This window comes from Photobacterium ganghwense (assembly GCF_017329545.1).
Taxonomy (GTDB): Bacteria; Pseudomonadota; Gammaproteobacteria; order Enterobacterales; family Vibrionaceae; genus Photobacterium; species Photobacterium ganghwense.
This window is the reverse complement of the sequence record NZ_CP071325.1, coordinates 1,131,536-1,153,083: the sequence shown is the minus strand read 5'-3', so window position 1 is coordinate 1,153,083 and position 21,548 is coordinate 1,131,536. Positions and strand designations below refer to the sequence as shown.

At 51.7% G+C, this 21,548-nt stretch carries 22 protein-coding genes; 8 read left to right on the top strand and 14 right to left on the bottom strand.

Going from position 1 to position 21,548, the window contains the following annotated elements; translation table 11 throughout:
* Positions 1 to 52: 52 nt before the first annotated feature.
* From FH974_RS05580 to pspA, 5 genes are all read right to left on the bottom strand, one after another.
* Positions 53 to 1,105 carry a YcjF family protein gene (locus FH974_RS05580; protein ID WP_047883363.1) on the bottom strand — a complete coding sequence of 351 codons (1,053 nt, stop codon included), beginning with the start codon at positions 1,103 to 1,105 and terminating at the stop codon, positions 53 to 55.
* Entirely contained in the window at positions 1,102 to 2,499 is a 1,398-nt protein-coding gene (locus FH974_RS05575) for a YcjX family GTP-binding protein (protein WP_047883362.1), read from the bottom strand. Before FH974_RS05575 ends, FH974_RS05580 begins: the two co-directional genes overlap by 4 nt.
* A gap of 240 nt (positions 2,500 to 2,739) precedes the next feature.
* Positions 2,740 to 3,126: an envelope stress response membrane protein PspC gene (gene pspC, locus FH974_RS05570; protein ID WP_047883361.1), complete on the bottom strand. Its 387-nt coding sequence runs from the start codon at positions 3,124 to 3,126 to the stop codon at positions 2,740 to 2,742.
* Entirely contained in the window at positions 3,123 to 3,353 is a 231-nt protein-coding gene (gene pspB / locus FH974_RS05565) for an envelope stress response membrane protein PspB (RefSeq protein WP_047883360.1), read from the bottom strand. Before pspB ends, pspC begins: the two co-directional genes overlap by 4 nt.
* Positions 3,354 to 3,442: 89 nt before the next feature.
* Positions 3,443 to 4,108 (bottom strand): phage shock protein PspA, encoded by a 666-nt coding sequence (pspA, locus tag FH974_RS05560; RefSeq protein WP_047883611.1) that lies wholly within the window; start codon positions 4,106 to 4,108, stop codon positions 3,443 to 3,445.
* A 205-nt stretch (positions 4,109 to 4,313) separates the two neighbouring features.
* On the opposite strand from pspA, the gene pspF reads away from it, so the two are divergent.
* The 6 genes from pspF to FH974_RS05530 all read left to right on the top strand — a co-directional run bounded on the left by pspF (position 4,314) and on the right by FH974_RS05530 (position 10,806).
* On the top strand, positions 4,314 to 5,384 hold the full coding sequence (pspF, locus tag FH974_RS05555; RefSeq protein ID WP_047883359.1) for a phage shock protein operon transcriptional activator: 1,071 nt from the start codon (positions 4,314 to 4,316) through the stop codon (positions 5,382 to 5,384).
* A 139-nt stretch (positions 5,385 to 5,523) separates the two neighbouring features.
* Complete coding sequence (sapA, locus tag FH974_RS05550; RefSeq protein ID WP_207103547.1) at positions 5,524 to 7,146, top strand: ABC transporter substrate-binding protein SapA; 1,623 nt, start codon at positions 5,524 to 5,526, stop codon at positions 7,144 to 7,146.
* Position 7,147: 1 nt separating this feature from the next.
* On the top strand, positions 7,148 to 8,110 hold the full coding sequence (locus tag FH974_RS05545) for an ABC transporter permease (protein WP_047883357.1): 963 nt from the start codon (positions 7,148 to 7,150) through the stop codon (positions 8,108 to 8,110).
* Positions 8,097 to 8,984, top strand: a complete 888-nt coding sequence (sapC, locus tag FH974_RS05540) for a putrescine export ABC transporter permease SapC (RefSeq protein WP_047883356.1) — start codon at positions 8,097 to 8,099, stop codon at positions 8,982 to 8,984. The genes FH974_RS05545 and sapC overlap by 14 nt, the downstream gene beginning before the upstream one ends.
* Positions 8,984 to 9,985, top strand: coding sequence for a peptide ABC transporter ATP-binding protein (locus tag FH974_RS05535; protein WP_047883355.1), 1,002 nt, complete (start codon positions 8,984 to 8,986; stop codon positions 9,983 to 9,985). Before sapC ends, FH974_RS05535 begins: the two co-directional genes overlap by 1 nt.
* Positions 9,982 to 10,806, top strand: coding sequence for a peptide ABC transporter ATP-binding protein (locus tag FH974_RS05530; protein ID WP_047883354.1), 825 nt, complete (start codon positions 9,982 to 9,984; stop codon positions 10,804 to 10,806). The genes FH974_RS05535 and FH974_RS05530 overlap by 4 nt, the downstream gene beginning before the upstream one ends.
* A 59-nt stretch (positions 10,807 to 10,865) precedes the next feature.
* On the opposite strand, the gene FH974_RS05525 is transcribed toward FH974_RS05530, so the two are convergent.
* Positions 10,866 to 12,134, bottom strand: coding sequence for an MgtC/SapB family protein (locus tag FH974_RS05525; protein WP_047883353.1), 1,269 nt, complete (start codon positions 12,132 to 12,134; stop codon positions 10,866 to 10,868).
* A gap of 189 nt (positions 12,135 to 12,323) precedes the next feature.
* Between FH974_RS05525 and FH974_RS05520 the strand changes: the two genes are divergently transcribed.
* Positions 12,324 to 12,551, top strand: a complete 228-nt coding sequence (locus FH974_RS05520) for a hypothetical protein (RefSeq protein ID WP_207103546.1) — start codon at positions 12,324 to 12,326, stop codon at positions 12,549 to 12,551.
* 22 nt (positions 12,552 to 12,573) lie between these two features.
* Here the strand turns inward: FH974_RS05520 and pyrF are convergent, their stop codons facing one another.
* From pyrF to aroA, 7 genes are all read right to left on the bottom strand, one after another.
* A complete protein-coding gene (pyrF, locus tag FH974_RS05515) occupies positions 12,574 to 13,269 on the bottom strand; it encodes an orotidine-5'-phosphate decarboxylase (protein WP_047883352.1) in 696 nt (231 codons plus the stop codon).
* Between the two features lie 233 nt (positions 13,270 to 13,502).
* A complete protein-coding gene (gene lapB / locus FH974_RS05510; protein ID WP_047883351.1) occupies positions 13,503 to 14,672 on the bottom strand; it encodes a lipopolysaccharide assembly protein LapB in 1,170 nt (389 codons plus the stop codon).
* Between the two features lie 6 nt (positions 14,673 to 14,678).
* Positions 14,679 to 14,963: a LapA family protein gene (locus tag FH974_RS05505; protein WP_047883350.1), complete on the bottom strand. Its 285-nt coding sequence runs from the start codon at positions 14,961 to 14,963 to the stop codon at positions 14,679 to 14,681.
* Between the two features lie 201 nt (positions 14,964 to 15,164).
* Positions 15,165 to 15,455 (bottom strand): integration host factor subunit beta, encoded by a 291-nt coding sequence (ihfB, locus tag FH974_RS05500; RefSeq protein WP_047883349.1) that lies wholly within the window; start codon positions 15,453 to 15,455, stop codon positions 15,165 to 15,167.
* 72 nt (positions 15,456 to 15,527) lie between these two features.
* Positions 15,528 to 17,198 carry a 30S ribosomal protein S1 gene (rpsA, locus tag FH974_RS05495; RefSeq protein WP_047883348.1) on the bottom strand — a complete coding sequence of 557 codons (1,671 nt, stop codon included), beginning with the start codon at positions 17,196 to 17,198 and terminating at the stop codon, positions 15,528 to 15,530.
* A gap of 99 nt (positions 17,199 to 17,297) precedes the next feature.
* Positions 17,298 to 17,981, bottom strand: a complete 684-nt coding sequence (gene cmk, locus FH974_RS05490) for a (d)CMP kinase (RefSeq protein WP_047883347.1) — start codon at positions 17,979 to 17,981, stop codon at positions 17,298 to 17,300.
* Positions 17,982 to 18,203: 222 nt separating this feature from the next.
* On the bottom strand, positions 18,204 to 19,484 hold the full coding sequence (gene aroA, locus FH974_RS05485) for a 3-phosphoshikimate 1-carboxyvinyltransferase (protein ID WP_047883346.1): 1,281 nt from the start codon (positions 19,482 to 19,484) through the stop codon (positions 18,204 to 18,206).
* Between the two features lie 141 nt (positions 19,485 to 19,625).
* Here aroA and FH974_RS05480 point away from each other — a divergent pair, with 141 nt between their 5' ends.
* On the top strand, positions 19,626 to 20,201 hold the full coding sequence (locus FH974_RS05480) for a lipocalin family protein (protein WP_242551852.1): 576 nt from the start codon (positions 19,626 to 19,628) through the stop codon (positions 20,199 to 20,201).
* 107 nt (positions 20,202 to 20,308) lie between these two features.
* Here FH974_RS05480 and serC read toward each other — a convergent pair whose 3' ends face one another.
* A complete protein-coding gene (gene serC, locus FH974_RS05475; RefSeq protein ID WP_047883345.1) occupies positions 20,309 to 21,391 on the bottom strand; it encodes a 3-phosphoserine/phosphohydroxythreonine transaminase in 1,083 nt (360 codons plus the stop codon).
* Positions 21,392 to 21,548 lie beyond the last annotated feature (157 nt).

Sequence of the window (21,548 nt, the reverse complement as noted above, 5' to 3'; positions counted from 1 at the left end):
CTTCCCTTCCATGCAGTCAAGACAGTGAATAATGACGGTGCGCTCAATTTCATTATTTTTCTCTGCTTTCTTTCATCCCAGCCAGACGGCGGACTAAATCTTTCCGGATATCATTCAGTTTCGGCTGATTGTCCGACAGCCATGGCATTGGCCGCATCAGGCTGATTGCCTTCAGCCCCAGTCGGCCGGTCAACAGGCCCACGCCCACGCCCTGTGCAACTCGGGTCGACATCCGCCCGGCCAGATCCATCGACAGCAGATCCATACTGTTATCAATAATCACCTCACTTGCCCCTGCCAGCGCCATATTCGCCAGTACCAGCTTCACCAGCCTGATCCGTGACCAGTAACCCAGCTCAATGCCATATACTGCCGAGATTTGCTCAATCAGGCGGAAGTTACGCCAGGCCACCAGCAGCATGTCTGCCACTGCCAGCGGACTGACCGCAACCATGACCGCCGCTTCCGTGGCATAGCGGGTAACCAGCTGACGAGCCAGCTTGTCCTGATGTGCCAGTACCATCTGGTCATACAGCTGCAGAACTTCACGATCATTATGCGTGGCTGCCAATGATTGCATCCAGCGATCATACCCGGCGTGCTCTTCCTGAATCCGCGCCTTGCGAGCCAGTTGCATACAAAAACCTTTGGCCTGACCGATACCATCGGCTTCCAGCATCGCCTGAGCCTGCTCTTGTTCGCTCTGGCGCTGGCGTAACCGGCGCAGACTGACAAACTCGCGCCCCAGCGCAGTGATACCGGCCGTGGCTACGCCTGCCACCAGCAGGCTCCAGCCCAGACTCAGCCAGTCACCGCTCTGAACCGCCGTCACGACATAGTCGACCGTTTGCCAGCCAATCATAACGGCGGTACCGGCCAGCAGACCTTTCAGCCAGCGTGTCCGCAGTTTAGGACGGGCTGACAACGTTTTTTCCAACGCCTTCTCAACCGATGCGGCCGACGAGGCCTGCTCCGGCAGAAACGTCTCCTGCTCAGCAAATTGCATCGCGGCAGTTAAATCGTGTTCTGCCCTTTTTGGCTTATCCGTCGATGATGCATCGGCCGGTTCATCAAAAACGATTTTTCCCTGATATTTGTTATTCATTGCAATTTGTCCCCCAACAGATATTCAAGGGCTTTGTCCATCCGGATATGCGGTAGCGGTTCGTCACTCTGCGCCACCAATGGTCGGAAATTAAGAAAATCAAATTCACTGCTTTGCCAGAATTCATCTGACGGCAAGCGACGCGGTACGTCTCCCGGAAACAGGGTTTTGGCTTCGCCGGATAAGGTGTGGCCACGTAGCGCCGGCACCTGACGCCCCTGATAGTCAACAAAACCGGGCTCCGTCGCCTGAATGGACGACAGACTGAGGCAATCCATCTGAATGCCTTCGAAAGAAGCGGTCTGCCAGGCTTCATTAACCAGTTGCTGCAACAAACTCACCAGATTCGGGTGCTGCTCCGGGGTCACATGATCCGCTTTGGTCGCAGCAAACAGCACTTTATCAATCCGAGGCGAAAACAGCCGCTTTAGCAACGAGCTGCGGCCATAACGAAAGCTTTGCATCAGTTGATCCAGAGCCTGCCGCATATCATTGAACGACTCCGGCCCGGTGTTAAGCGGCTGCAGGCAGTCGACCAGGATGATTTGCCGGTCAAACTTGGCAAAGTGCTCTTTATAAAACGCTTTGACGACATGCTGCTGATAGTAGCGGTAACGGCTTTTCAGCATGCCGGCATTGGTGTCTTCGCCCGCCTCTGCCAGTTGCTGCTCAGTGACTTTATCGAACCAGACCATAGGAAAGAACTGAATAACCGGCGCACCAGCCAGTTCACCGGGCAGCACGAACCGGCCGGGCTGCACCCAGTGCAAGCCCCCTTCGGCCTTACACTTAAACAGGTACTCGGTAAAACGGGCCGAAATACGTTCAATCAGCGCCTCATCAGCCGGAGCCAGCGGATCAAACTGTTCACCCTCAGCCAGCCAGTCGTGCGCCAGCTCTTCCCGTTTTCCTTTCAATACCTGCGCCTGCTGACGCGACCAGGCCACAAAATCCATGTCCAGCAGCGGTAAATCGAGCAGCCATTCCCCCGGATAATCCACAATATCGAGATAAAGCGTGGCGGTATCCTGCAGCAACTTCAGTGGCCCTTTTTGTGGCTTGTAACGCAATGCCAGACGAATCTGACTCACATCCCGGGTCGGCGACGGCCAAGCCGGCGGACTGGTCAGCAGGGCACTCATCCCTTCTTCATACCCAAATTTCGGAACATGCATGTCTACTTGCGGCACGCGCTTGGCTCCCAGCAAATAGCCTTCCCGCACAGCTGAAAACAACGGTAGCCGGGGGTTAGTACTGACATGCATCAACTGATTCACCAGTGATGTGATAAATGCGGTTTTCCCGGCCCGGGACAGACCCGTTACCGCCAGCCGGACATGACGGTCCAGACTACGGTTAACAAGTTTGTTTAACTCACTGCCAAATCGGTTCATAGCAATTCCTGATTCAAACATTTAGCGGAGAAGATAATAATAAAGCGTTGATTAACCTGGGATGAATCAGTAGTTCAGGTTAATAAAAGGATCATTCAAATTATCGGTTAGTCAGCAGACTGGAATCCGTCGCCCTCTGGCGATAGCCAGAAAAGAGTGCCAAGCCAGAAAACAAACGGCGGGACAGAACATACACAAACAGAAAAGCAGGCTTTCGCCTGCTTTTAACCACCCGAACGCTTACAGGTTGCGGAATTCGCGATCAACCTTGAAGGCGGTTGACGTGACGTAGGCTTCCATCTTGCGCAGTTCCTGCTCCATGCCATTGAGTTCACTTTCGACATTTCGCAAAATCTGCCCCGCTGGCTGACCGGCCTGCCATGCCTTCTGCTTCACATGATGCTCCCGGTATACCGAATGTTGCTGCTCACGCTCTTCCGGCATTTTGTCGAGAAATAACCAGGCTGCAAAATACGCCAGGGTGACAAAGAATCCGACCCCCAGCAGGAATGCTGACACCGTCAGAATCCGAACCAGCCAGATTTCCATCCCGAAATATTCGGCAATACCGGCACACACACCGCCAAGTTTGCCGTTTTTGGGATCTCGGTAAAGGGTCTTATTCATTGCTTGTGCCTCCATTGCGGCGCTTCTGCATCCAGAATCTGCTCCAGTGTCACAATCCGATCTTTCATCTGCTCTGCACGCGCCACCAGCTCCTGTAGTTTCTGGTGATCGTCCCCGGATAAGCCTTCACCCGCATGTTTTTTACTGCGGTAGTGCAGGATCAGCCACAACGGGGCTACAAAGATCATAAACACGATGAGCGGACCAACAATAAACCCCATAGACATTTTTTTCTCCTTTTCGCGCAGATTCAGTCAGTTACTTTAATAGGATTGCCACACCGAATATCATACCAAGCGATATTCAGACCGTTGAATTACTCTTTGTCCTTCAGGTTGGCTTTCATGCGCGCCAGTTCTTTTTCAATGTCATCCTGGGCTTGCAGATCAGCAAACTCGTCTTGCAGACTCTTGCCACGGCCAATGCTGTAGCTGTCGGCTTCGGCTTCCATCTCGTCAATACGACGCTCGTATTGCTCAAACTTCGACATTGCCTCGTCCACTTTGCTGGTATCCAGCTGACGACGAACATCACGGCGGGTGTCGGCCGTCTTATGACGCATTACCAGTGCCTGCTGACGAGCTCGGGTTTCCTGCAGCTTGCGCTCCAGTTCCGCCACTTCTGTACTCAGCTTATTAATGGTCTCTTCAACCAGCTTGTACTCTTCGTTCAGTGTCAGCGCCACATCATTGAGCTTTTGCTTCTCAATCAGCGCGGCGCGGGCCAGGTCTTCACGGCCTTTTTCCAGTGCCAGGCTGGCTTTTTGCTGCCAGTCAGCACTTTGAGATTCGATGGCCTGAATGCGACGTTGCAGTTCTTTCTTGTCGGCCAGGGCACGGGCGGAAGAGGTGCGTACCTCAACCAGTGTGTCTTCCATTTCCTGAATGATCAGGCGGATCATTTTTTGCGGGTCTTCTGCTTTATCTAGCAAAGAGTTAACGTTCGCGTTTACGATATCAGCAAAGCGTGAAAAGATACCCATAATCATTTTCTCCAGTTGTTGAATATGCGAAGTAGTCAGCTTGTTATGCTGTCGCTTGCATGGTTTCATGTCTCAAGCTTACATCAGTTATTACAACAACTGTGCCAACTTTTAATTTCATTAAATATCATAGGCTTATGATTTCACCCATTCTATAGCGGTGCTAAAGTCTGAGGATATACGCCAATAGTTAGCGAGATTGACCATGCGAAAACCTGATAATCTGATTGGAGAGTCCGAGGCGTTTCTCACTGTTCTCGATCATACATCACGTCTGGCCCCTTTGGATCGCCCAGTGCTGATTCTTGGCGAACGAGGCACAGGTAAAGAACTGATTGCACAGCGTATTCACTATCTGTCCCGACGCTGGGATCAGCCGCTGGTTTCACTCAACTGTGCCGCCCTGAGCGACGGGGTGATTGATTCCGAGCTGTTTGGTCACGAAGCCGGTTCCTTTACCGGAGCAAAAGGCCGCCATCAGGGACGGTTTGAGCGGGCAGAAAACGGCACCCTGTTCCTGGATGAGCTGGGTACGACGCCCCTTGGCGTGCAGGAAAAACTGCTGCGGGTCATTGAATACGGCGAATATGAACGGGTCGGGGGCAGCCGGACCTGTCAGGCCAATGTGCGGCTGATCTGCGCAACCAATGAAAATCTGCCGCGACTGGCTGAAGACGGAAAATTCCGGGCGGACCTGCTGGACAGGCTGGCCTTTGACATCATCCACCTGCCCCCTTTACGGGAGCGCCAGGACGATATTCTGCCCCTCGCCGAACATTATGCAGTAAGAATGTGTCGGGAGCTGGGCTACAGCTATTTTGCCGGTTTCACGCGGCACGCCAAAGCGATGCTGCAGGACTACAGCTGGCCGGGGAATATCCGGGAGTTGAAAAACGTGGTGGAACGCTCTGTCTTTCGCCACGGTCTGGAAGATGAGCCAGTTGGTGAGGTTATCCTCGACCCGTTCCATGCGCCCTGGCACGACAAATCCTTGTCACCGAGCACAAAACAAACTGAGGTCCATGCAGCAACCACTCAACCAGCTGACCTCGCTTCCCCGTCGGCGCTGTTTTCCACGCTGTCAGTATCCCATACGCCGGAGTTGCCCCTGGACTTTCGCCAGTGGCAACAGGATCAGGAAGTTGAACTGATCCAAAAAGCGCTGGAACAAAGCCAGTTTAATCAGCGGAAAGCCGCTGAATTGCTTTGCTTAAGCTACCATCAACTGAGAGGCCTGCTGAGAAAATATCAGCTGGTTGGCAGCAATGAGACTTAATTGCGGGTCCACTTTGCTTAATTGGTGATTTTCCCATCATAAAACACCTGCCCCTGGCAGGTATTTATGGCTGATGGCTTGGTGTGTCAGTGGGATAATGGTAAATTTGTAACCTTGTTTTCAGAAAATTTCTTATCTTATGAGCGCTTATACTCGTCTTCTGCTTGCGTGTGTCAGCCTGGCCAGCCTGGTTGGCTGCAGCGACCCTCAGCAGGACAGCAATATACGCAGCCGCGGCTTTGTATATTGCGGGCAAGATACGCCGGCAACCTTCAACCCTCAACTGACTGACGGAGGGCTGACGGCCGATACGCTGGCGGCGCAAATTTTTGACCGCCTGCTGTTGCTGGATCCGGTCAGCCACCAGCCGACCCCGGCACTGGCGAGTAACTGGACTATCAGTGAAGATGGTCTGGCATACACGTTTGAGCTGCGAAAAGGCATCGCCTTTCAGACCACGCCCTGGTTTACCCCGACCCGCGAGTTTAACGCGCAGGATGTCGCATTCAGTTTTTCACGGGTCATCAACCCGAATCATCCTTATCACGCGGTCTCCGGCGGGCGTTACCCTTGGTTTGACAGCCAGGGCTTTGCCAACCTGATAGAAGAGATAGAAATTCTCGACCCTTATACCGTGCGCTTTAACCTGAAGCGCCCGGATAACGCCTTTCTGGCGAACATGGCAACCACCTACGCCGTTATCCACTCGGCGGAATATGCTTCCAGCCTGCTGCGTGCCGGTAAGCCGGATCAAATTGACCGCAAACCGATTGGCACCGGTCCGTTCGCGCTCTACAGCTATCAGCCAAATGATTTTGTCCGTTTGAAACGCCATCCGGGCTACTGGCAGGGTCAGGCAGAAATGGAACAGGTTGTTTTCGATATCGCCTCGCGGGGGACCGGCAGTCTGGCTAAATTGCTCAGCGGTGAGTGTGATGTCTTGTCGTCACCGGTTGCCAGCCAGTTACCGGTGATCAGCGATAACGACAATTACGAATTGAATGCCCAGACCGGCATGAACGTGGCGTTTCTGGCGCTCGATACGAATCAGCCGGAACTGAAAGATGTCCGGGTACGTCAGGCCATCAATCACGCCATCAACCGGGAAAATCTGCTTAATTCCGTCTACTACGGCACCGGTACTAAAGCGCGCAGCCTGCTGCCGCCAATGTCCTGGGCGTATAACCATAACAGTCAGGCGCTCGATTACGATCCGGAGCGGGCTCAGGCCCTGCTCAAAGAAGCCGGGTACGAGAAAAATCTGATGCTCAGTCTGTGGGTACCGCTTGAGCCACGTCCGTATAACCCGAGTCCACGCAAAACGGCAGAACTGATTCAGGCTGACCTCAATGCCATTGGGGTGAAAGTGAACATCATCACGCAGGATTCGGTTCGTCGCTTCAGCACTATTGATAAAGCCAACAGTGATTTGATTCTGGCCGGCTGGATTGCCGACAACGGCGATCCGGATAACTTCCTGCGTCCGTTGCTTTCCTGCGATGCCAAACAGGCCGGTCTGAACGTCGCCAACTGGTGTAATCTGGATTTTGAAAACCTGCTGGAGCTTGCCTCCCGGACCACAAAACTGGATCAACGGCTGGATTATTACCACGTCGCTCAGGATATTCTGGATAAGGAAGTTCCCATTGTTCCGCTGGCGCACGGCGTCCATTTCCAGGTTCATCACCGCTCACTGAGCGGGTTGCAGATGAGCCCGTTTGGCACCCGTTCTTTCTCGACTGTATACCGGAACGAAAACTAGTATGTTTATTTATACGATTCGACGGTTAAACCTGTTCATCATTACCATGCTGATCCTAACCCTGATTGGCTACAGTATTCTCCGCCTGGATCCTGAATCTTTCTGGAGCGTGCGCTCTTTCTGGTCGGGCTGGTTCATTTACCTGGATAACCTGCGCTTTGGCAACCTCGGTATGAATCAGGCAGGTGTGCCTATTGTGCAAGAAGTGATCGCAGTTTTTCCGGCGACGTTGGAACTCTGTTTCTTTGCCTTCATTTTATCTCTGGTCGTGGGGATTCCGCTGGGCACGCTGGCCGGAGTTAAACGGGGCCGGTTCATCGACACGGTGATCTCCTCCGTGACTCTGGTCGGCTACTCAATTCCGCTGTTCTGGCTGGCGTTGCTGCTGATTATGCTGTTTTCGCTGAAGCTGGGCCTGCTGCCGGTTTCCGGTCGGTTCAGCCTGCTGTACGAAATTGAACCGGTGACGGGGGTTGCCCTGTTCGACGTGATGCTGTCGCCACAGCCTTATCGCGCCGAAGCACTGATGAACGTCATCAGCCATTTGATCCTGCCCACTCTGGTACTGGCCATGGCACCCACCACCGAAGTTATTCGCCTGACCCGGGCGTCAGTTTCGGATGTGATGGATCAGAACTTTATCAAAGTCGCGCAAACTAAGGGTCTGTCGATGTTTGAAATCATCACTCGCCACGTGCTGCGCAACGCCATTCCGCCGATTATTCCTAAGTTGGGGATGCAGTTTTCGACCATGATGACCTTTGCCATGCTGACCGAGTCTATCTTCAACTGGCCGGGCATCGGCCGCTGGCTACTCGATGCCATTTCGGCGCAAAACTATGTGGCGATTCAGGCTGGCGTAATAACGGTTGGCAGCTTTATCCTGCTGGCCAATATTCTGTCTGATCTGGCTGGTGCCTTCGTTAACCCGCTTGTGCGCAAGGAATGGTATGCTATCAAATAACATTTACCAGGAAACCAAGATCCCGACGCAATGGGAGCGCGCCTGGCAAAACTTCCGCGCCAATTCGATCGCCTTTTTTGGTTTCTGGTGCCTTATTTTACTGATTTTGGTGACGCTGGCGGCCCCGCTGCTGGCTCCGTATGCGCCGGCCAGCCAGGTTGGTGAGCTGTTGATGCCGCCCTCCTGGGATCCAAGCGGCCATGTGGAATTTTTCTTCGGCACCGATGATCTGGGTCGCGATATTCTCAGCCGCCTGATTCTGGGCTCACAGCTCACATTCGGCTACGCCGTGCTCATCGCGCTGGCCTCTGCCGTGATCGGTATTCTAATTGGCGTCCTGGCCGGGATGACTCAGGGTCTGAAATCCAGCTTCCTGAACCACGTTTTGGATACCGTAATGTCTATCCCTTCCCTGCTACTCGCCATTATCGTTGTAGCCTACATGGGGCCGGGGGAAGTGAACATCCTGCTGGCTATCTGGCTGGCCCTGATCCCGCGATTTATCCGCGCGGTATACCTGGCAGTGCATACCGAAGTAGAAAAAGACTATATCATCGCGGCCCGTTTGGACGGCGCCAATAACTTCTACCTGCTGTATAACTCGATACTGCCGAATATTTTGACCGTGCTGACCAACGAGCTGACGCGTGCGATTTCCATCGCGATCCTCGATATTGCCGCCCTAGGTTTTCTCGGGCTGGGTGCTCAGGCACCGCAGCCGGAGTGGGGAGCCATGCTGGGCGATTCGATTGAACTGATTTATCTGGCCCCATGGACTGTTACATTACCGGGTCTGGCCATTACCTTCAGTGTGTTAGTGGTAAACTTAGTAGGAGAAGGACTCCGCCAGGCCATTAATGCGGGGATTGACTAATGCCACTGTTAGATATTCGAAACCTGACGATTGAAATCGACACCCCACAAGGGATGGTCAAAGCTGTTGACAGGATGAGCCTAACCATCAATGAAGGTGAAGTCCGCGGTCTTGTGGGTGAGTCAGGGTCAGGAAAAAGTCTGGTTGCCAAGGCGATTGCCGGGGTGACCAAAGCCAACTGGCGTGTCAGCGCAGACCGTTTGCGTCTGGGAGATATTGATCTGCTGGCCCTGTCACCACGCGAGCGCCGAAAGGTTGTTGGCCGGGAAATTGCGATGATTTTCCAGGAACCGTCATCGTGTCTGGATCCCAGCGAGCACGTCGGGGCGCAGTTGGAAGAAGCGATTCCATCGTCCTCTTTCAACGGACATTTCTGGCAACGCTTCCACTGGCGTCAAAAACAGGCGATTGCCCTGCTCCATAAAGTCGGGATTAAAGAGCACCGCCGGGTCATGCGCAGCTATCCGTACGAACTGACGGACGGTGAGTGCCAAAAAGTCATGATTGCCATGGCCATTGCTAACCGCCCGCGCCTGCTCATTGCCGATGAACCGACCAATGACCTGGACCCGATCACGCAAGCGCAGATTTTCCGTCTGCTCAGCCGGATGAACCAACTCGGCAATACCACCATTTTGCTGGTCAGTCATGACTTGAGTGCCGTAACCCAGTGGGCCGACCGCATCACCGTGATGTACTGCGGCCAGTCTGTGGAGTCCGGCAGCCGCCAGCAACTGTTGGAATCGCCGCATCATCCATACACCGAAGCCCTGCTGCGCGCGATGCCGGATTTCAACCTCGATATCCTGCCGCACAAAAGTAAGCTGGAAACCCTGCCCGGCTCGATCCCACCGTTGCAGCACTTACCGATTGGTTGCCGATTGGGCCCCCGCTGCCCGCACGCCCAGCGCAAATGCGTCGAAGTACCGAAGCGACGGAAGATTAAAAACCATAAATTCAGCTGCCACTTCCCGCTGAATATGGAGGAAACCAATAAATGAGCGCGCTGCTAGAGGTCGAGAACCTCAAAAAAGATTACCACTATCGCTCAGGCCTGTTTCATCGTCGTACTATTGAAGCGGTGAAACCGGTTTCCTTTTCGCTGGAAGCCGGTGAAACCATCGCGTTCATCGGTGAAAACGGATCCGGCAAATCAACACTGGCCAAAATGCTGGCCGGTGTAGTCGAGCCAACGGAAGGGATTATTCGTGTCAACGGCGAACCACTGGCTCACCGTGACTACCAGACCCGCTGCAAGCTGATCCGGATGATCTTTCAGGATCCCAACACCTCCCTGAACCCGCGCATTCAGATTGGTAAGATCCTGGAAGGACCATTAAAACGAAACACCCAGATGACCCCGCAGGCACGTGAGCGTCGAATCATGGAGACCCTGAAACGGGTTGGCCTGTTACCCGAACATGCGTACTTTTACCCACAAATGCTGGCAACCGGCCAGAAACAGCGGGTTTCTCTCGCCCGGGCACTGATTCTTCAGCCTTGTATCATCGTGGCAGACGAAGCACTGAACGGTCTGGATATGTCGATGCGTTCGCAAATCATCAACCTGCTGCTGGAACTGCAGGAAGAGATGGGGCTGTCCTACATCTATGTGTCACAGCATATGGGGGTAATCAAACACTTCACCGATAAGGTGATGGTCATGCAGACCGGAGACGTGGTCGAACAAGGCCCGACTCTGGAGGTCTTCAACAACCCTCAACATCCACTGACCCAGAAACTGCTCGACAGCCATTTTTCAGCCCCCGCCCACGACCGGACCAACCGTCTCAGCAGCGTGACACCCAAAATCGAGTACTGAGCGGGTGTGACCCTTTGCATGTGCTGGCACTATCCACGTGTCAGCACAACAAACCTTGCTCAGCTCATCAGAACCACAGAGCCCGCCCCCAGAGCCACCGCCAGAAGAATTGGCCAGACCACGAATTTTGCCATTCGGCTATCACCAATAACCACCGCCATTCCCATTTTCACCAAGCTGTTAACCGCCGAGGCAATGAAGATCCCGGTGGCAGCCGTCGTCAGCGTCAATGTGTCGATACTCTGCCGTCCCAATGCCAGCGTGATGGCATCAACATCGGTGATCCCGGAAATCGCCGACAGAATCAGGGTCCCGGTATTGCCAAACCACTGCTGTAATGCGGTCGCCAGCAATATAATCAGCATCAACCCCAAACCAAACATCAAGGCTGAGGAAAGTGCCAACGGGTTTTGTTTCATTTCAGGGTTGGTCTGGCTGTCCATTTTATTTTTTTTCCAGATCCAAGCGGCAGGCAGATAGAAACCGACCATCATGGCCGTCATCGGCAACCAGAGCAGGCTCAACAGCGATGAGTTAATCACGTAACTGATGAACAAAATACGCGGGAACATAGTGCCGCAGCTGAGTAAAATGCCACTCGCGAGCAGCCCACACAACCGAGGCTGCTGTTTGGAAAGGTTAGAAAACTGCAGTGTCAGCGCCGTCGAAGAGCTAAGGCCAGCAAACAGACAGGTCAGCAGAATCCCCTTTTCAGCTCCGCCGATCTTCATGGCGAAGTAGCCGATAAACGAGATACTGGCAATCAGGACAACCATCCACCAGATTTCGTAAGGGTTTATCGCATTAAAAGGGCCCACTTGCTCATTGGGCAACAACGGCAGCATCACCACAGAAATCAGCAGCAGGCGTAAAGCCGCATCCAGCTCGTACTCCTGCAGCTTAGACAGGGCATCATGCAGCTCACGCTTGTTGTCGAGAATAATGGCGGTGATTACCGCAGCAGATGCCGCCAGCGCTGGGTTCTCGACCACGGCCAGTGCGCCAAGCAGAAACGTCAGCAGCATCCCTATCAAGCCGGTAATACTCAAATTCGCCTGGCTCCGCAGACGGTAAGCGTAGGCCACAGTAATGATCACAGCCAGGCCAAGGAAGGACAGCCCCAGAAACAGCTCCGAGTATAAACTGGCTAACAGCCCACAAACCCCACCGAGCAGGCCAATCAGTGAATATGTCCGGATGCCTGCCACCCGACTGCCGGCAGCTTCATTACGCTCTACCCAGCCGCGTTGAATACCAATGATCGCCCCCAGCAACAGGGCGATTGCAAGACGAACAAAAGGAGAAGACAGATCCAGGGTGGTTTCCATATCGCGCTTCCGTATCGATGGCTGTCATACCGGATATTGGTATACTCTGACCTTCACTGAGGCGGTTCGGCGTTCGAGCGCACACCTTCAGCATGGCCCCACGCCGATAAGCTTATCGGGGGGCAACTGGGGAACAATACTCAGTTTTGTATTCAGTGTAGGCCGGACAGGAAAAGATAACTGCCTGCTTTGTCACGATTTATCATCAGTGAAGCACATCATAATGCCCTAAAAGGCATAGGCTCGATGACAGTGCCAGTCGAACCATACGGTTCTGCAGCGGCAAGAAGCAAGAAGCAAGAAGCAAGAAGCAAGAAGCAAGAAGCAAGAAGCAAGAAGCAAGAAGCAAGAAGCAAGAAGCAAGAAGCAAGAAGCAAGAAGAATAAAACACTGACAGGGCAATGCAACTGGCTCTGAACACCAGAGCCAGTTGATGACATTAAGACAGGCTCTGGTTAATTTCAGCCAGCACAGCGGCTGGATCTGCGGCCTGTGTAATCGGACGGCCAATCACCAGATAATCGGAACCCGCCTGTACCGCTTCAACCGGTGTCATCACACGGCGCTGATCACCTGCGGCACTGCCTGCTGGGCGAATACCAGGCGTCACCAGTTTAAATTCAGTACCCAGCTCTGATTTCAGCATGCTGGCTTCCTGAGCAGAACACACGACCCCATCAAGACCGCTGTTTTTCGTCAGACGCGCCAGATTCAGTACATGCTCCTGAGGCTCGGCTGTAATACCAATACCACGCAAATCAGAAGCTTCCATGCTGGTCAGTACAGTCACCGCAATCAGCAACGGACGATCTTTGCCATAAGGCTCAAGAATATCACGTGATGCAGCCATCATACGCTCACCACCGCTGGCATGGACATTGACCATCCATACACCCAGTTCCGCAGCCGCCGCTACCGCGCGGGAACAGGTATTCGGAATGTCATGAAATTTTAGGTCCAGGAATACAGAATGGCCCCGATCATGCAGTTTACGCACAAAATCAGGGCCAAAATAAGTAAACATCTCTTTGCCGACTTTTAATCGACAACTACCCGGCTCAATCCGGTCAACAAAAGCTAAGGCTTCGTCCTGGCTTGGATAGTCGAGTGCAACAATGACTTTTGGATCTAACATGGCATCTCCTGCTGAGTTACGGTTCACAAATCACCCGGCGAGCACAGGCGCGCTGAGGGCGGTCAGGATTGTACAATAAAATGTCCATTTATCGAGAATTTTTTAAGCTTTTCGACAAAAGCACCAAAAGTGACACTTTTCTCAGGAGACCAATCGTTTGTCAGGCGAGGTTAATTGCGAAAAGACTAAATACAAAAAAGCCCGTTCATTGCTGAACGGGCTTTCAAGAATGCTTATTCACCATCAAGACCACGAATCGGTTTGACGGATCCCCACCCTTTACAGGAAGGACACTGCCAGTATAGAGAGTGCGTCGCAAATCCACACTGGCTGCACCGATAATGAGGCTTGGTTTTCAACTGCTCACCAACCAGGCCGCGCAATGTCGACAGGCTGTCTTTCGCCCGCCCTTCTTCGGCTTCGTCCAGGTGGTACTCCATCAGCTGATAAAAACCCTTCATGGTCGGATTTTTCTGGAGCTGCCGGGTCATGAACGTCTGCGCTAAGGTTGATCCCTCACGCTTGGCAATTTCATCAGCTAACATCAGCTCGGCGGTTGAACCAGCTTCATGTTCCACACAATAGTGCAGAAAACGCAGCCAGCCGGCTTCATTATTTGTGGCTTCATAACACTGCAGCAGCAAAGGCAGCGCCTCACCAACGAAGACGATGTCCTGCTCCACCACCTTTTCGAGTTGCTTGGCAGCCGCTTTAAAGTCGTCCTCAGTGATCAGGATTTTCGCCAGCATAATCGTTGCACGAACACAGGATTTATCAACCGACAGGGCTTTTTTCAGCATCTGCTTGGCTTTATCCGGATTTTGCGCACTCATTTCCAGCATCGCCATCTCACACCAGAAGTGAGCAATGTCATGCTTGAGCCGGGATTTCCCCATTTTGACCAGCTGCGTCGCCATTTCAATGGCTTTATCCCACTCGCGGGTCTGCTGGTATATGGTCAGCAGTTGTTGCAGCGCCCCTTTGCGATGATCGGGCTCATCCAGCAGCTGCTCAAAAATTTTCTCGGCCCGGTCAAAAAAGCCGGCGGCCATGTAGTCCTGTGCCAATTGCTGCAATGCAAGATTGCGCTGGTCAATGGTCAGGTTTGGACGTGCAATAAGGTTTTGGTGAATGCGGATAGCACGATCGACTTCGCCCCGGCTGCGGAACAGATTCCCCAGAGCCAGGTGCGTATCAATTGTTTCACTGTCAACTTGGAGCAGCTCAATAAACACATCAACTGCTTTGTCAGACTGATCTGACAGCAGTAAGTTTAACCCCGTCACGTACTGACGTGACATGTGGTGAGACTGCTCCTGTTGTTTGTTACTAGCGCTCCTGTTACCCATATACCAGCCGTAACCGGCGGCAATCGGCAATAACAGGAACAACAGCTCTAGCATTAACGATTATTCCTTAACAGGCTCAGCGCGTAACTGCTCCAGTTCTTTCTGCTGTTTAGCCACTTTTTTGCCTAGGCGATTTTTAGTGAAGCGGGCTTTCAGATACAGCAGGCCGCAAATCATCCAACCAATGATAAAACCGGCACCGAAGGCAATGCCAAGCAGAGTTGATAACTGGAACTCACCCTGAGCGAGCAAATAGTCAAAATTGACAAGCTGTTGGTTCTGGGCGCCTAACGCAAGGGTAAGTAAAAAGCAGGCAACCAATACGAGAACAGTCAGTATCTTCATCGTGAATCCTTCTCACTCGAATGAAAAATAGATTGTACCTATCTGCTAAAGTAAAAGCTCTATGTTTTAAAAAATTCGCTTACCTGTAAAGGCAGATGGTATGGGCTGATTATGCAGGATTTTGGCTCTACAGACCATGATCAAAACGCATAAAAAAAAACGGCACACTTAACAGCATGCCGTTTTTTTATTTATACGCGGTTAACCAATAATTGAAGCGTTAACGCGGTCGCGTAATTCCTTACCTGGTTTAAAGTGAGGAACGTACTTGCCGTCCAACTCAACCTTATCCCCGGTTTTAGGGTTACGACCTACACGTGGAGCGCGGTAATGTAAAGAGAAGCTACCAAAGCCACGGATTTCAATACGGTCACCTTCAGCGAGCGTTGAAGCCATGTGCTCAAGGATTTCCTTGATTGCATCTTCTACCTGTTTGGCAGAAAGATGTGTTTGTTGACTGCATAGTCTTTCAATTAATTCAGACTTTGTCATAAACACTCCGTTTTTAGTATGTTTCTCAATAGTATAACCGCTTAGGGGGAAAAATGATCCCCCTATGCTCAATTATTCGCCTTTAGCAGCTTTGAAAGCGTCAGCCATAGCGTTACCGAACGCAGCATCATCTTGCTTGTTCAGTGCAGCCATTGCTTCTTGCTCTTCAGCAACGTCTTTAGCGCGAACTGACAGGTTGATTACGCGGTTCTTACGATCAACGCCTGTGAATTTAGCTTCAACAGAATCGCCAACAGACAGAACCAGAGTTGCGTCTTCAACACGGTCAACAGAAGCTTCAGATGCACGCAGGTAACCTTCAACACCTTCAGCCAGCTCAACAGTTGCGCCTTTCGCGTCAACAGCAGTAACTGTACCAGTTACCAGAGCGCCTTTCTTGTTCATAGCAACGAAGCCGTTGAACGGATCTTCTTCGATTTGCTTGATGCCCAGAGAGATGCGCTCACGCTCAGCGTCAACAGCCAGAACAACTGCAGAGATTTCGTCGCCTTTCTTGAAGTCACGAACAGCGTCTTCGCCTGCAACATTCCAAGAAATGTCAGACAGGTGAACCAGACCGTCGATGCCGCCGTCAAGACCGATGAAGATACCGAAGTCAGTGATTGACTTGATCTTACCAGTTACGCGATCGCCTTTAGCTTGCATTTCTGCAAATGACTGCCATGGGTTCGCTTTACACTGTTTCAGACCTAGGCTGATACGACGACGTTCTTCGTCGATATCCAGAACCATAACTTCAACTTCATCGCCCACGTTAACAACTTTAGATGGGTGGATGTTCTTGTTAGTCCAATCCATCTCAGAAACGTGTACCAGACCTTCAACGCCTTCTTCGATTTCAACGAAGCAGCCGTAGTCAGTCAGGTTAGTTACGCGACCAGACAGCTTAGTGCCTTCTGGGTAACGCTTAGCGATAGCTACCCATGGATCTTCGCCCAGTTGCTTAAGGCCTAGTGATACGCGAGTACGCTCACGGTCGAACTTAAGAACTTTAACGTTGATCTCGTCGCCAACATTAACGATTTCAGATGGGTGCTTAACGCGCTTCCAAGCCATGTCAGTGATGTGCAGAAGACCGTCAACACCACCCAGATCTACGAACGCACCGTAGTCAGTCAGGTTCTTAACGATACCTTTAACTTCCATGCCTTCTTGTAGAGAAGCCAGCAGTTCGTCACGCTCAACGCTGTTTTCAGATTCGATAACTGCGCGGCGAGAAACAACTACGTTGTTACGCTTCTGGTCTAGCTTGATTACTTTGAACTCTAGCTCTTTGTTTTCCAGGTGAGCAGTGTCACGAACTGGACGAACGTCAACCAGTGAACCTGGTAGGAACGCACGGATACCGTTCAGTTCAACTGTGAAGCCGCCTTTAACTTTACCGTTGATGATACCAACAACAGTTTCAGCGTCTTCGTAAGCTTTCTCTAGAACGATCCAAGCTTCGTGGCGCTTCGCTTTCTCACGAGAAAGCTTAGTTTCACCAAAGCCGTCTTCAACAGCGTCAAGAGCAACGTCAACTTCTGCACCGATTTCGATTTCAATTTCGCCAGCAGCGTTCTTGAATTCTTCAGCAGGGATAGAAGACTCAGACTTCAGGCCTGCGTCAACCAGTACATAACCGTTTTCGATAGCTACAACAGTACCTTTAACGATGGCACCTTGACGTGTTTCTACTTCTTTTAGTGACTCTTCAAAGAGCTGAGCAAAAGATTCAGTCATTATTCAATCTTCAATTTAATAAACAACCACGGGTATCCTACCGCATGGGGTTGATAGTAAAGTCAGTTTTCATCCGTGAAACCGACGCGATCATGCTGATTACTCAGCAGATAATTTCTGTTCAATATACGCTAATGCCTGTTCGGTCACTTGCTCTATTGACATCTCAGTAGAGTCTAGCACCAAAGCATCAGCTGCGGGACGTAACGGCGCGACCGCGCGATTGCGATCTCGATGGTCACGTTCCTGAATTTCTTTCAAAAGGTGGTCAAAGTTAACATCTAAGCCTTTCTGTTGCAACTGCTTCATACGACGTTCTGCACGTTCCTCTGCACTTGCATCAAGGAAGATTTTCACTTCAGCCTGCGGGAAAACTACGGTTCCCATATCTCGGCCGTCAGCGACCAGACCCGGTGCTTCGCTGAAAGCACGCTGACGTCGCAGCAGCGCTTCACGCACGCGAGGCAGTGCCGCAACTTTGGAGGCAGCCATGCCGGTTTCTTCTTTACGAAGTTCGCCGGAAACATCTTCACCTTCCAGGATCACCTTCACCAACTCGCCTTCCGCAATGAATTCAACATCCAGATGCGCCGCCAGTGGTACCAGGGCATCTTCTGATTCCAGATCAACGCCGTGATGGATAGCCGCCAGAGCCAACACACGATAAATCGCACCTGAATCCAGAAGCTTCCAGCCCAGTTTTTCTGCCAACAGCATACACAGTGTGCCTTTACCGGCACCGCTTGGTCCATCGACAGTGATCACTGGCGCGTGAGTAGACATAGGTTTTCTCCGAACTTGTTCTAATGTAAGCAGTAATACGCATCTGCGCGAGTCAGACGGGCAACACTGATGCGTATTACCGCTCCCAAGCGGGGCCATAGTATACGGGAAAATAGGCGGTGATACCAATCTGTAATCCGGTTATCTTCTGGACCATTAACGAATAAAAAAACAACCCGCCGTGATGGCGGGTTGTCGGACAACGGTCTGAAATTATGCCAGTTACTGACTAAGAATGGCCAGTTTATCAAAGTAATCCGGGAAGGTTTTTGACGTACACTTCGGATCATTGATGGTTACCGGCGTATCACTCAATGCCACCAGCGAGAAACACATTGCGATACGGTGATCGTCGTAAGTATCGATGGCCGCATGCTGCAACTGAGCCGGCGGTGTGATAGTGATGAAATCTTCACCCTCTTCCACTTCCGCGCCCACTTTACGCAGCTCGGTTGCCATGGCACTGAGACGGTCAGTTTCTTTGACGCGCCAGTTGTACACATTGCGAATTGCGGTCGTACCTTCCGCAAACAACGCCGCAGTAGCGATGGTCATGGCAGCATCAGGGATGTGGTTGAAGTCCATATCAATGGCTTTTAATTCACCTTTGCGGGCAATTACATAGTCATCGCCCCATTCGATGTCAGCCCCCATCGCCGCCAGTGCGTCGGCAAACTGCACATCACCCTGAATACTTTTCTTGCCGATACCGGTGACTTTCACTTCACCACCGCGAATTGCGGCGGCAGCAAGGAAGTAAGACGCTGAGGACGCATCACCTTCCACCAGAAACTCACCCGGCGACTGGTAACTCTGCCCGCCTTTAACGATAAAGGCCTGGTAGTTCTGATTTTCCACGTTCACGCCAAACTGAGCCATGATATGCAGAGTGATATCAATATAAGGCTTGGAAACCAGATCGCCGATGATGCGAATTTCGGTATCCGCTTCAGCCAGCGGGGCCGCCATCAGAAACGCGGTTAGGAACTGGCTGGAAATCGAACCGTCAATCTCAACCCTGCCACCTTTCAGTCCGGTTCCGGTTATGTTCAGCGGCGGAAAACCATCGTTTTCCAGATAGGTGATATCTGCCCCGGCAGAACGCAGCGCATCAACCAAGTGGCCAATCGGACGCTCTTTCATACGTGGTTCGCCAGTCAGGATGTACTCCCCTTGCCCGAGGCAAAGAGCCGCTGCCAGCGGACGCATCGCCGTACCGGCATTTCCCAGAAACAGCTCCAAGGGCTGAGCAGAATGAAATGCACCGCCCACTCCCGTCACTTCGCAAACAGTTTTATCGTCGGACAACTGGTAGTTCACGCCCAACAAGCTCAGGGCATTGAGCATATGACGAATATCGTCACTGTCGAGCAGATTGGTCAGGCGGGTTGTCCCATTTGCTAACGCAGCCAACAGCAAGGCGCGGTTGGAAACACTTTTTGAACCCGGCAGGTTCACAGTACCATTGATCTTGTTTATCGGCTGTAACGTTAAACTTTCCATCTGTATTATCTTTAATCCTGTTTGGTCACAGTCTCAGCAGAGTAACCAATAATATGGCGGTTCGCCAGTCCTGTTTAAGGTCTAATTTTGCTGTTTTGACCCGTTAGTGCGCTTTTTTCCTCAAACTTATCAGGAGATACCATGAACTGGCTGATGTGCCTTTGTCGAAAACAACGTGATCGATTCATCATTCCCTTGTTTGCACTGTTCTTTTTACAGGGATGTACCGGAATACCGGACAACATTCAGCCAGTCTCATCTTTTGATGTGAACCGTTACCTGGGAACCTGGTATGAAATTGCCCGGCTGGATCACTCTTTTGAACGCGGCCTGACCCAAGTCTCCGCAACATATGAAAAGAATAGCGATGGCTCAATCAGCGTGCTGAACCGTGGTTATGACCCAAGTCATCAAGAATGGAAGCAGGCTGAGGGGCGCGCCGTTTTTGTCGGTGAGCCAAACAAAGCACACCTGAAAGTTTCATTCTTTGGCCCGTTTTACAGCAGCTATGTGGTGTTTTATCTCGAGCCGGATTATTCAGTGGCACTCGTCAGTGGCTACAATAAGGAATATTTCTGGATTCTCGCCCGTCAACCGTCATTAACAGAGACGCAACTGGGCAATTACCTGCAGCGGGCTCGAGAGGCTGGTTTTGCCGTCGACAACCTGATCTACCCCCAACCGCCGCTGAAATCAAAAGCATCTGTTGATGAATAAAATTTAAGGCTAAGAACAGAAAACGGCGCCGCAGTCCTGCATGGAAAAAGAAAAAGCCGCACTCGGCGGCTTTTTACTTGTACAACAATGTCGTCTCACGACTTCACTCAGGCATTGTCCTGCTCAAACTTCACCATGAAGTCGACCAGAGCCTGAACACCTTCAATAGGCATTGCGTTGTAGATAGACGCACGCATTCCACCGACCGCGCGGTGCCCTGCCAGCGCCTTCAGACCCGCCGCTTCAGCCTGCTCCAGGAACAGGGCATCAAGTTCAGGGTTCTTCAGCTGGAACGGGACATTCATCAGAGAACGGTTGTCCGAATGGACCTCATTACGGTAAAACGCTGACTGATCGATGTAATCGTAAAGTACCTTGGCTTTGGCTTCATTGCGTTTTTGCATTTCTGCCACACCGCCAATGGATTTCAGCCACTTGAAGACTTCACCGGCCAGGTACCAGGCAAATGTCGGCGGGGTGTTAAACATCGACTCTTTATCGACCTGTACGGTGTAATCCAGCACGCTTGGCAGGGCAGCTCTGGCTTTACCCAGCAAATCATCACGGACAATCACAATCGTCAGGCCGGCAGGACCGATGTTCTTCTGTGCACCAGCATAGATTACCCCATATTTGGAGACATCAATTTCACGGGACAGAATTGTTGAGGACAAGTCCGCGACAATCGGTTTATCGGTAACAGGCAAGTCACGGATTTCAATCCCGTCGATAGTTTCGTTCGGGCAGAAATGTACAAATGCTGCATCATCTGACAGCGGCCATTGTGCGGCAGGCAGCACTGCACGTTTACCGTCTTTTTCACAGGTAATATCAATGATATTCGGCGAACAGTATTTTTCCGCCTCTTCGGCCGCGCTATGAGCCCAGTAGCCACCATCCACATAATCGGCACTGCTGGCCTCACCCAACAGGTTCAGCGGTACAGCCGCAAACTGAGCACGAGCCCCGCCATGGCAGAACAGAACGTGGTAATTATCAGGGATGGACAGCAGGTCACGCAGGTCTTGCTCGGACTGCTTGGCGACGACTACGAACTCTTTGCTGCGGTGACTGATTTCCATCACCGATGTGCCCAGTCCATTCCAGTCGATCAGCTCTTGCTGTGCTTTTTTTAAAACCTCTGCCGGGATCATTGCCGGTCCGGCGCAAAAATTATAAACCTGCTCCATGATGAAAGACTTGCTCCTGCTATAAAACATGGGGTTACATTATAGTTGCGACACAAGTCACAAATGTTTTCTGACAGTTTGTGACCAGGATCGAATACCTGTTTTTACACCTTTATGACGGCGCTGAAAAGGGTTTCATGACGAATTCCTTCATCCT

Bases quoted from the DNA above. Each gene is read 5' to 3' on its own strand.
- sapA (WP_207103547.1), top strand. From the start codon at position 5,524: ATGAGCGCTTATACTCGTCTTCTGCTTGCGTGTGTCAGCCTGGCCAGC.
- pspF (WP_047883359.1), top strand. From the start codon at position 4,314: ATGCGAAAACCTGATAATCTGATTGGAGAGTCCGAGGCGTTTCTCACT.
- cmk (WP_047883347.1), bottom strand. From the start codon at position 17,981: ATGTCTACTCACGCGCCAGTGATCACTGTCGATGGACCAAGCGGTGCC.
- FH974_RS05575 (WP_047883362.1), bottom strand. From the start codon at position 2,499: ATGAACCGATTTGGCAGTGAGTTAAACAAACTTGTTAACCGTAGTCTG.
- FH974_RS05580 (WP_047883363.1), bottom strand. From the start codon at position 1,105: ATGAATAACAAATATCAGGGAAAAATCGTTTTTGATGAACCGGCCGAT.
- FH974_RS05525 (WP_047883353.1), bottom strand. From the start codon at position 12,134: ATGGAAACCACCCTGGATCTGTCTTCTCCTTTTGTTCGTCTTGCAATC.
- lapB (WP_047883351.1), bottom strand. From the start codon at position 14,672: ATGCTAGAGCTGTTGTTCCTGTTATTGCCGATTGCCGCCGGTTACGGC.
- FH974_RS05545 (WP_047883357.1), top strand. From the start codon at position 7,148: ATGTTTATTTATACGATTCGACGGTTAAACCTGTTCATCATTACCATG.
- FH974_RS05530 (WP_047883354.1), top strand. From the start codon at position 9,982: ATGAGCGCGCTGCTAGAGGTCGAGAACCTCAAAAAAGATTACCACTAT.
- sapC (WP_047883356.1), top strand. From the start codon at position 8,097: ATGCTATCAAATAACATTTACCAGGAAACCAAGATCCCGACGCAATGG.
- FH974_RS05505 (WP_047883350.1), bottom strand. From the start codon at position 14,963: ATGAAGATACTGACTGTTCTCGTATTGGTTGCCTGCTTTTTACTTACC.
- serC (WP_047883345.1), bottom strand. From the start codon at position 21,391: ATGGAGCAGGTTTATAATTTTTGCGCCGGACCGGCAATGATCCCGGCA.
- FH974_RS05480 (WP_242551852.1), top strand. From the start codon at position 19,626: ATGAACTGGCTGATGTGCCTTTGTCGAAAACAACGTGATCGATTCATC.
- rpsA (WP_047883348.1), bottom strand. From the start codon at position 17,198: ATGACTGAATCTTTTGCTCAGCTCTTTGAAGAGTCACTAAAAGAAGTA.
- pspC (WP_047883361.1), bottom strand. From the start codon at position 3,126: ATGAATAAGACCCTTTACCGAGATCCCAAAAACGGCAAACTTGGCGGT.
- pyrF (WP_047883352.1), bottom strand. From the start codon at position 13,269: ATGTTAGATCCAAAAGTCATTGTTGCACTCGACTATCCAAGCCAGGAC.
- pspB (WP_047883360.1), bottom strand. From the start codon at position 3,353: ATGTCTATGGGGTTTATTGTTGGTCCGCTCATCGTGTTTATGATCTTT.
- aroA (WP_047883346.1), bottom strand. From the start codon at position 19,484: ATGGAAAGTTTAACGTTACAGCCGATAAACAAGATCAATGGTACTGTG.
- ihfB (WP_047883349.1), bottom strand. From the start codon at position 15,455: ATGACAAAGTCTGAATTAATTGAAAGACTATGCAGTCAACAAACACAT.
- pspA (WP_047883611.1), bottom strand. From the start codon at position 4,108: ATGGGTATCTTTTCACGCTTTGCTGATATCGTAAACGCGAACGTTAAC.
- FH974_RS05535 (WP_047883355.1), top strand. From the start codon at position 8,984: ATGCCACTGTTAGATATTCGAAACCTGACGATTGAAATCGACACCCCA.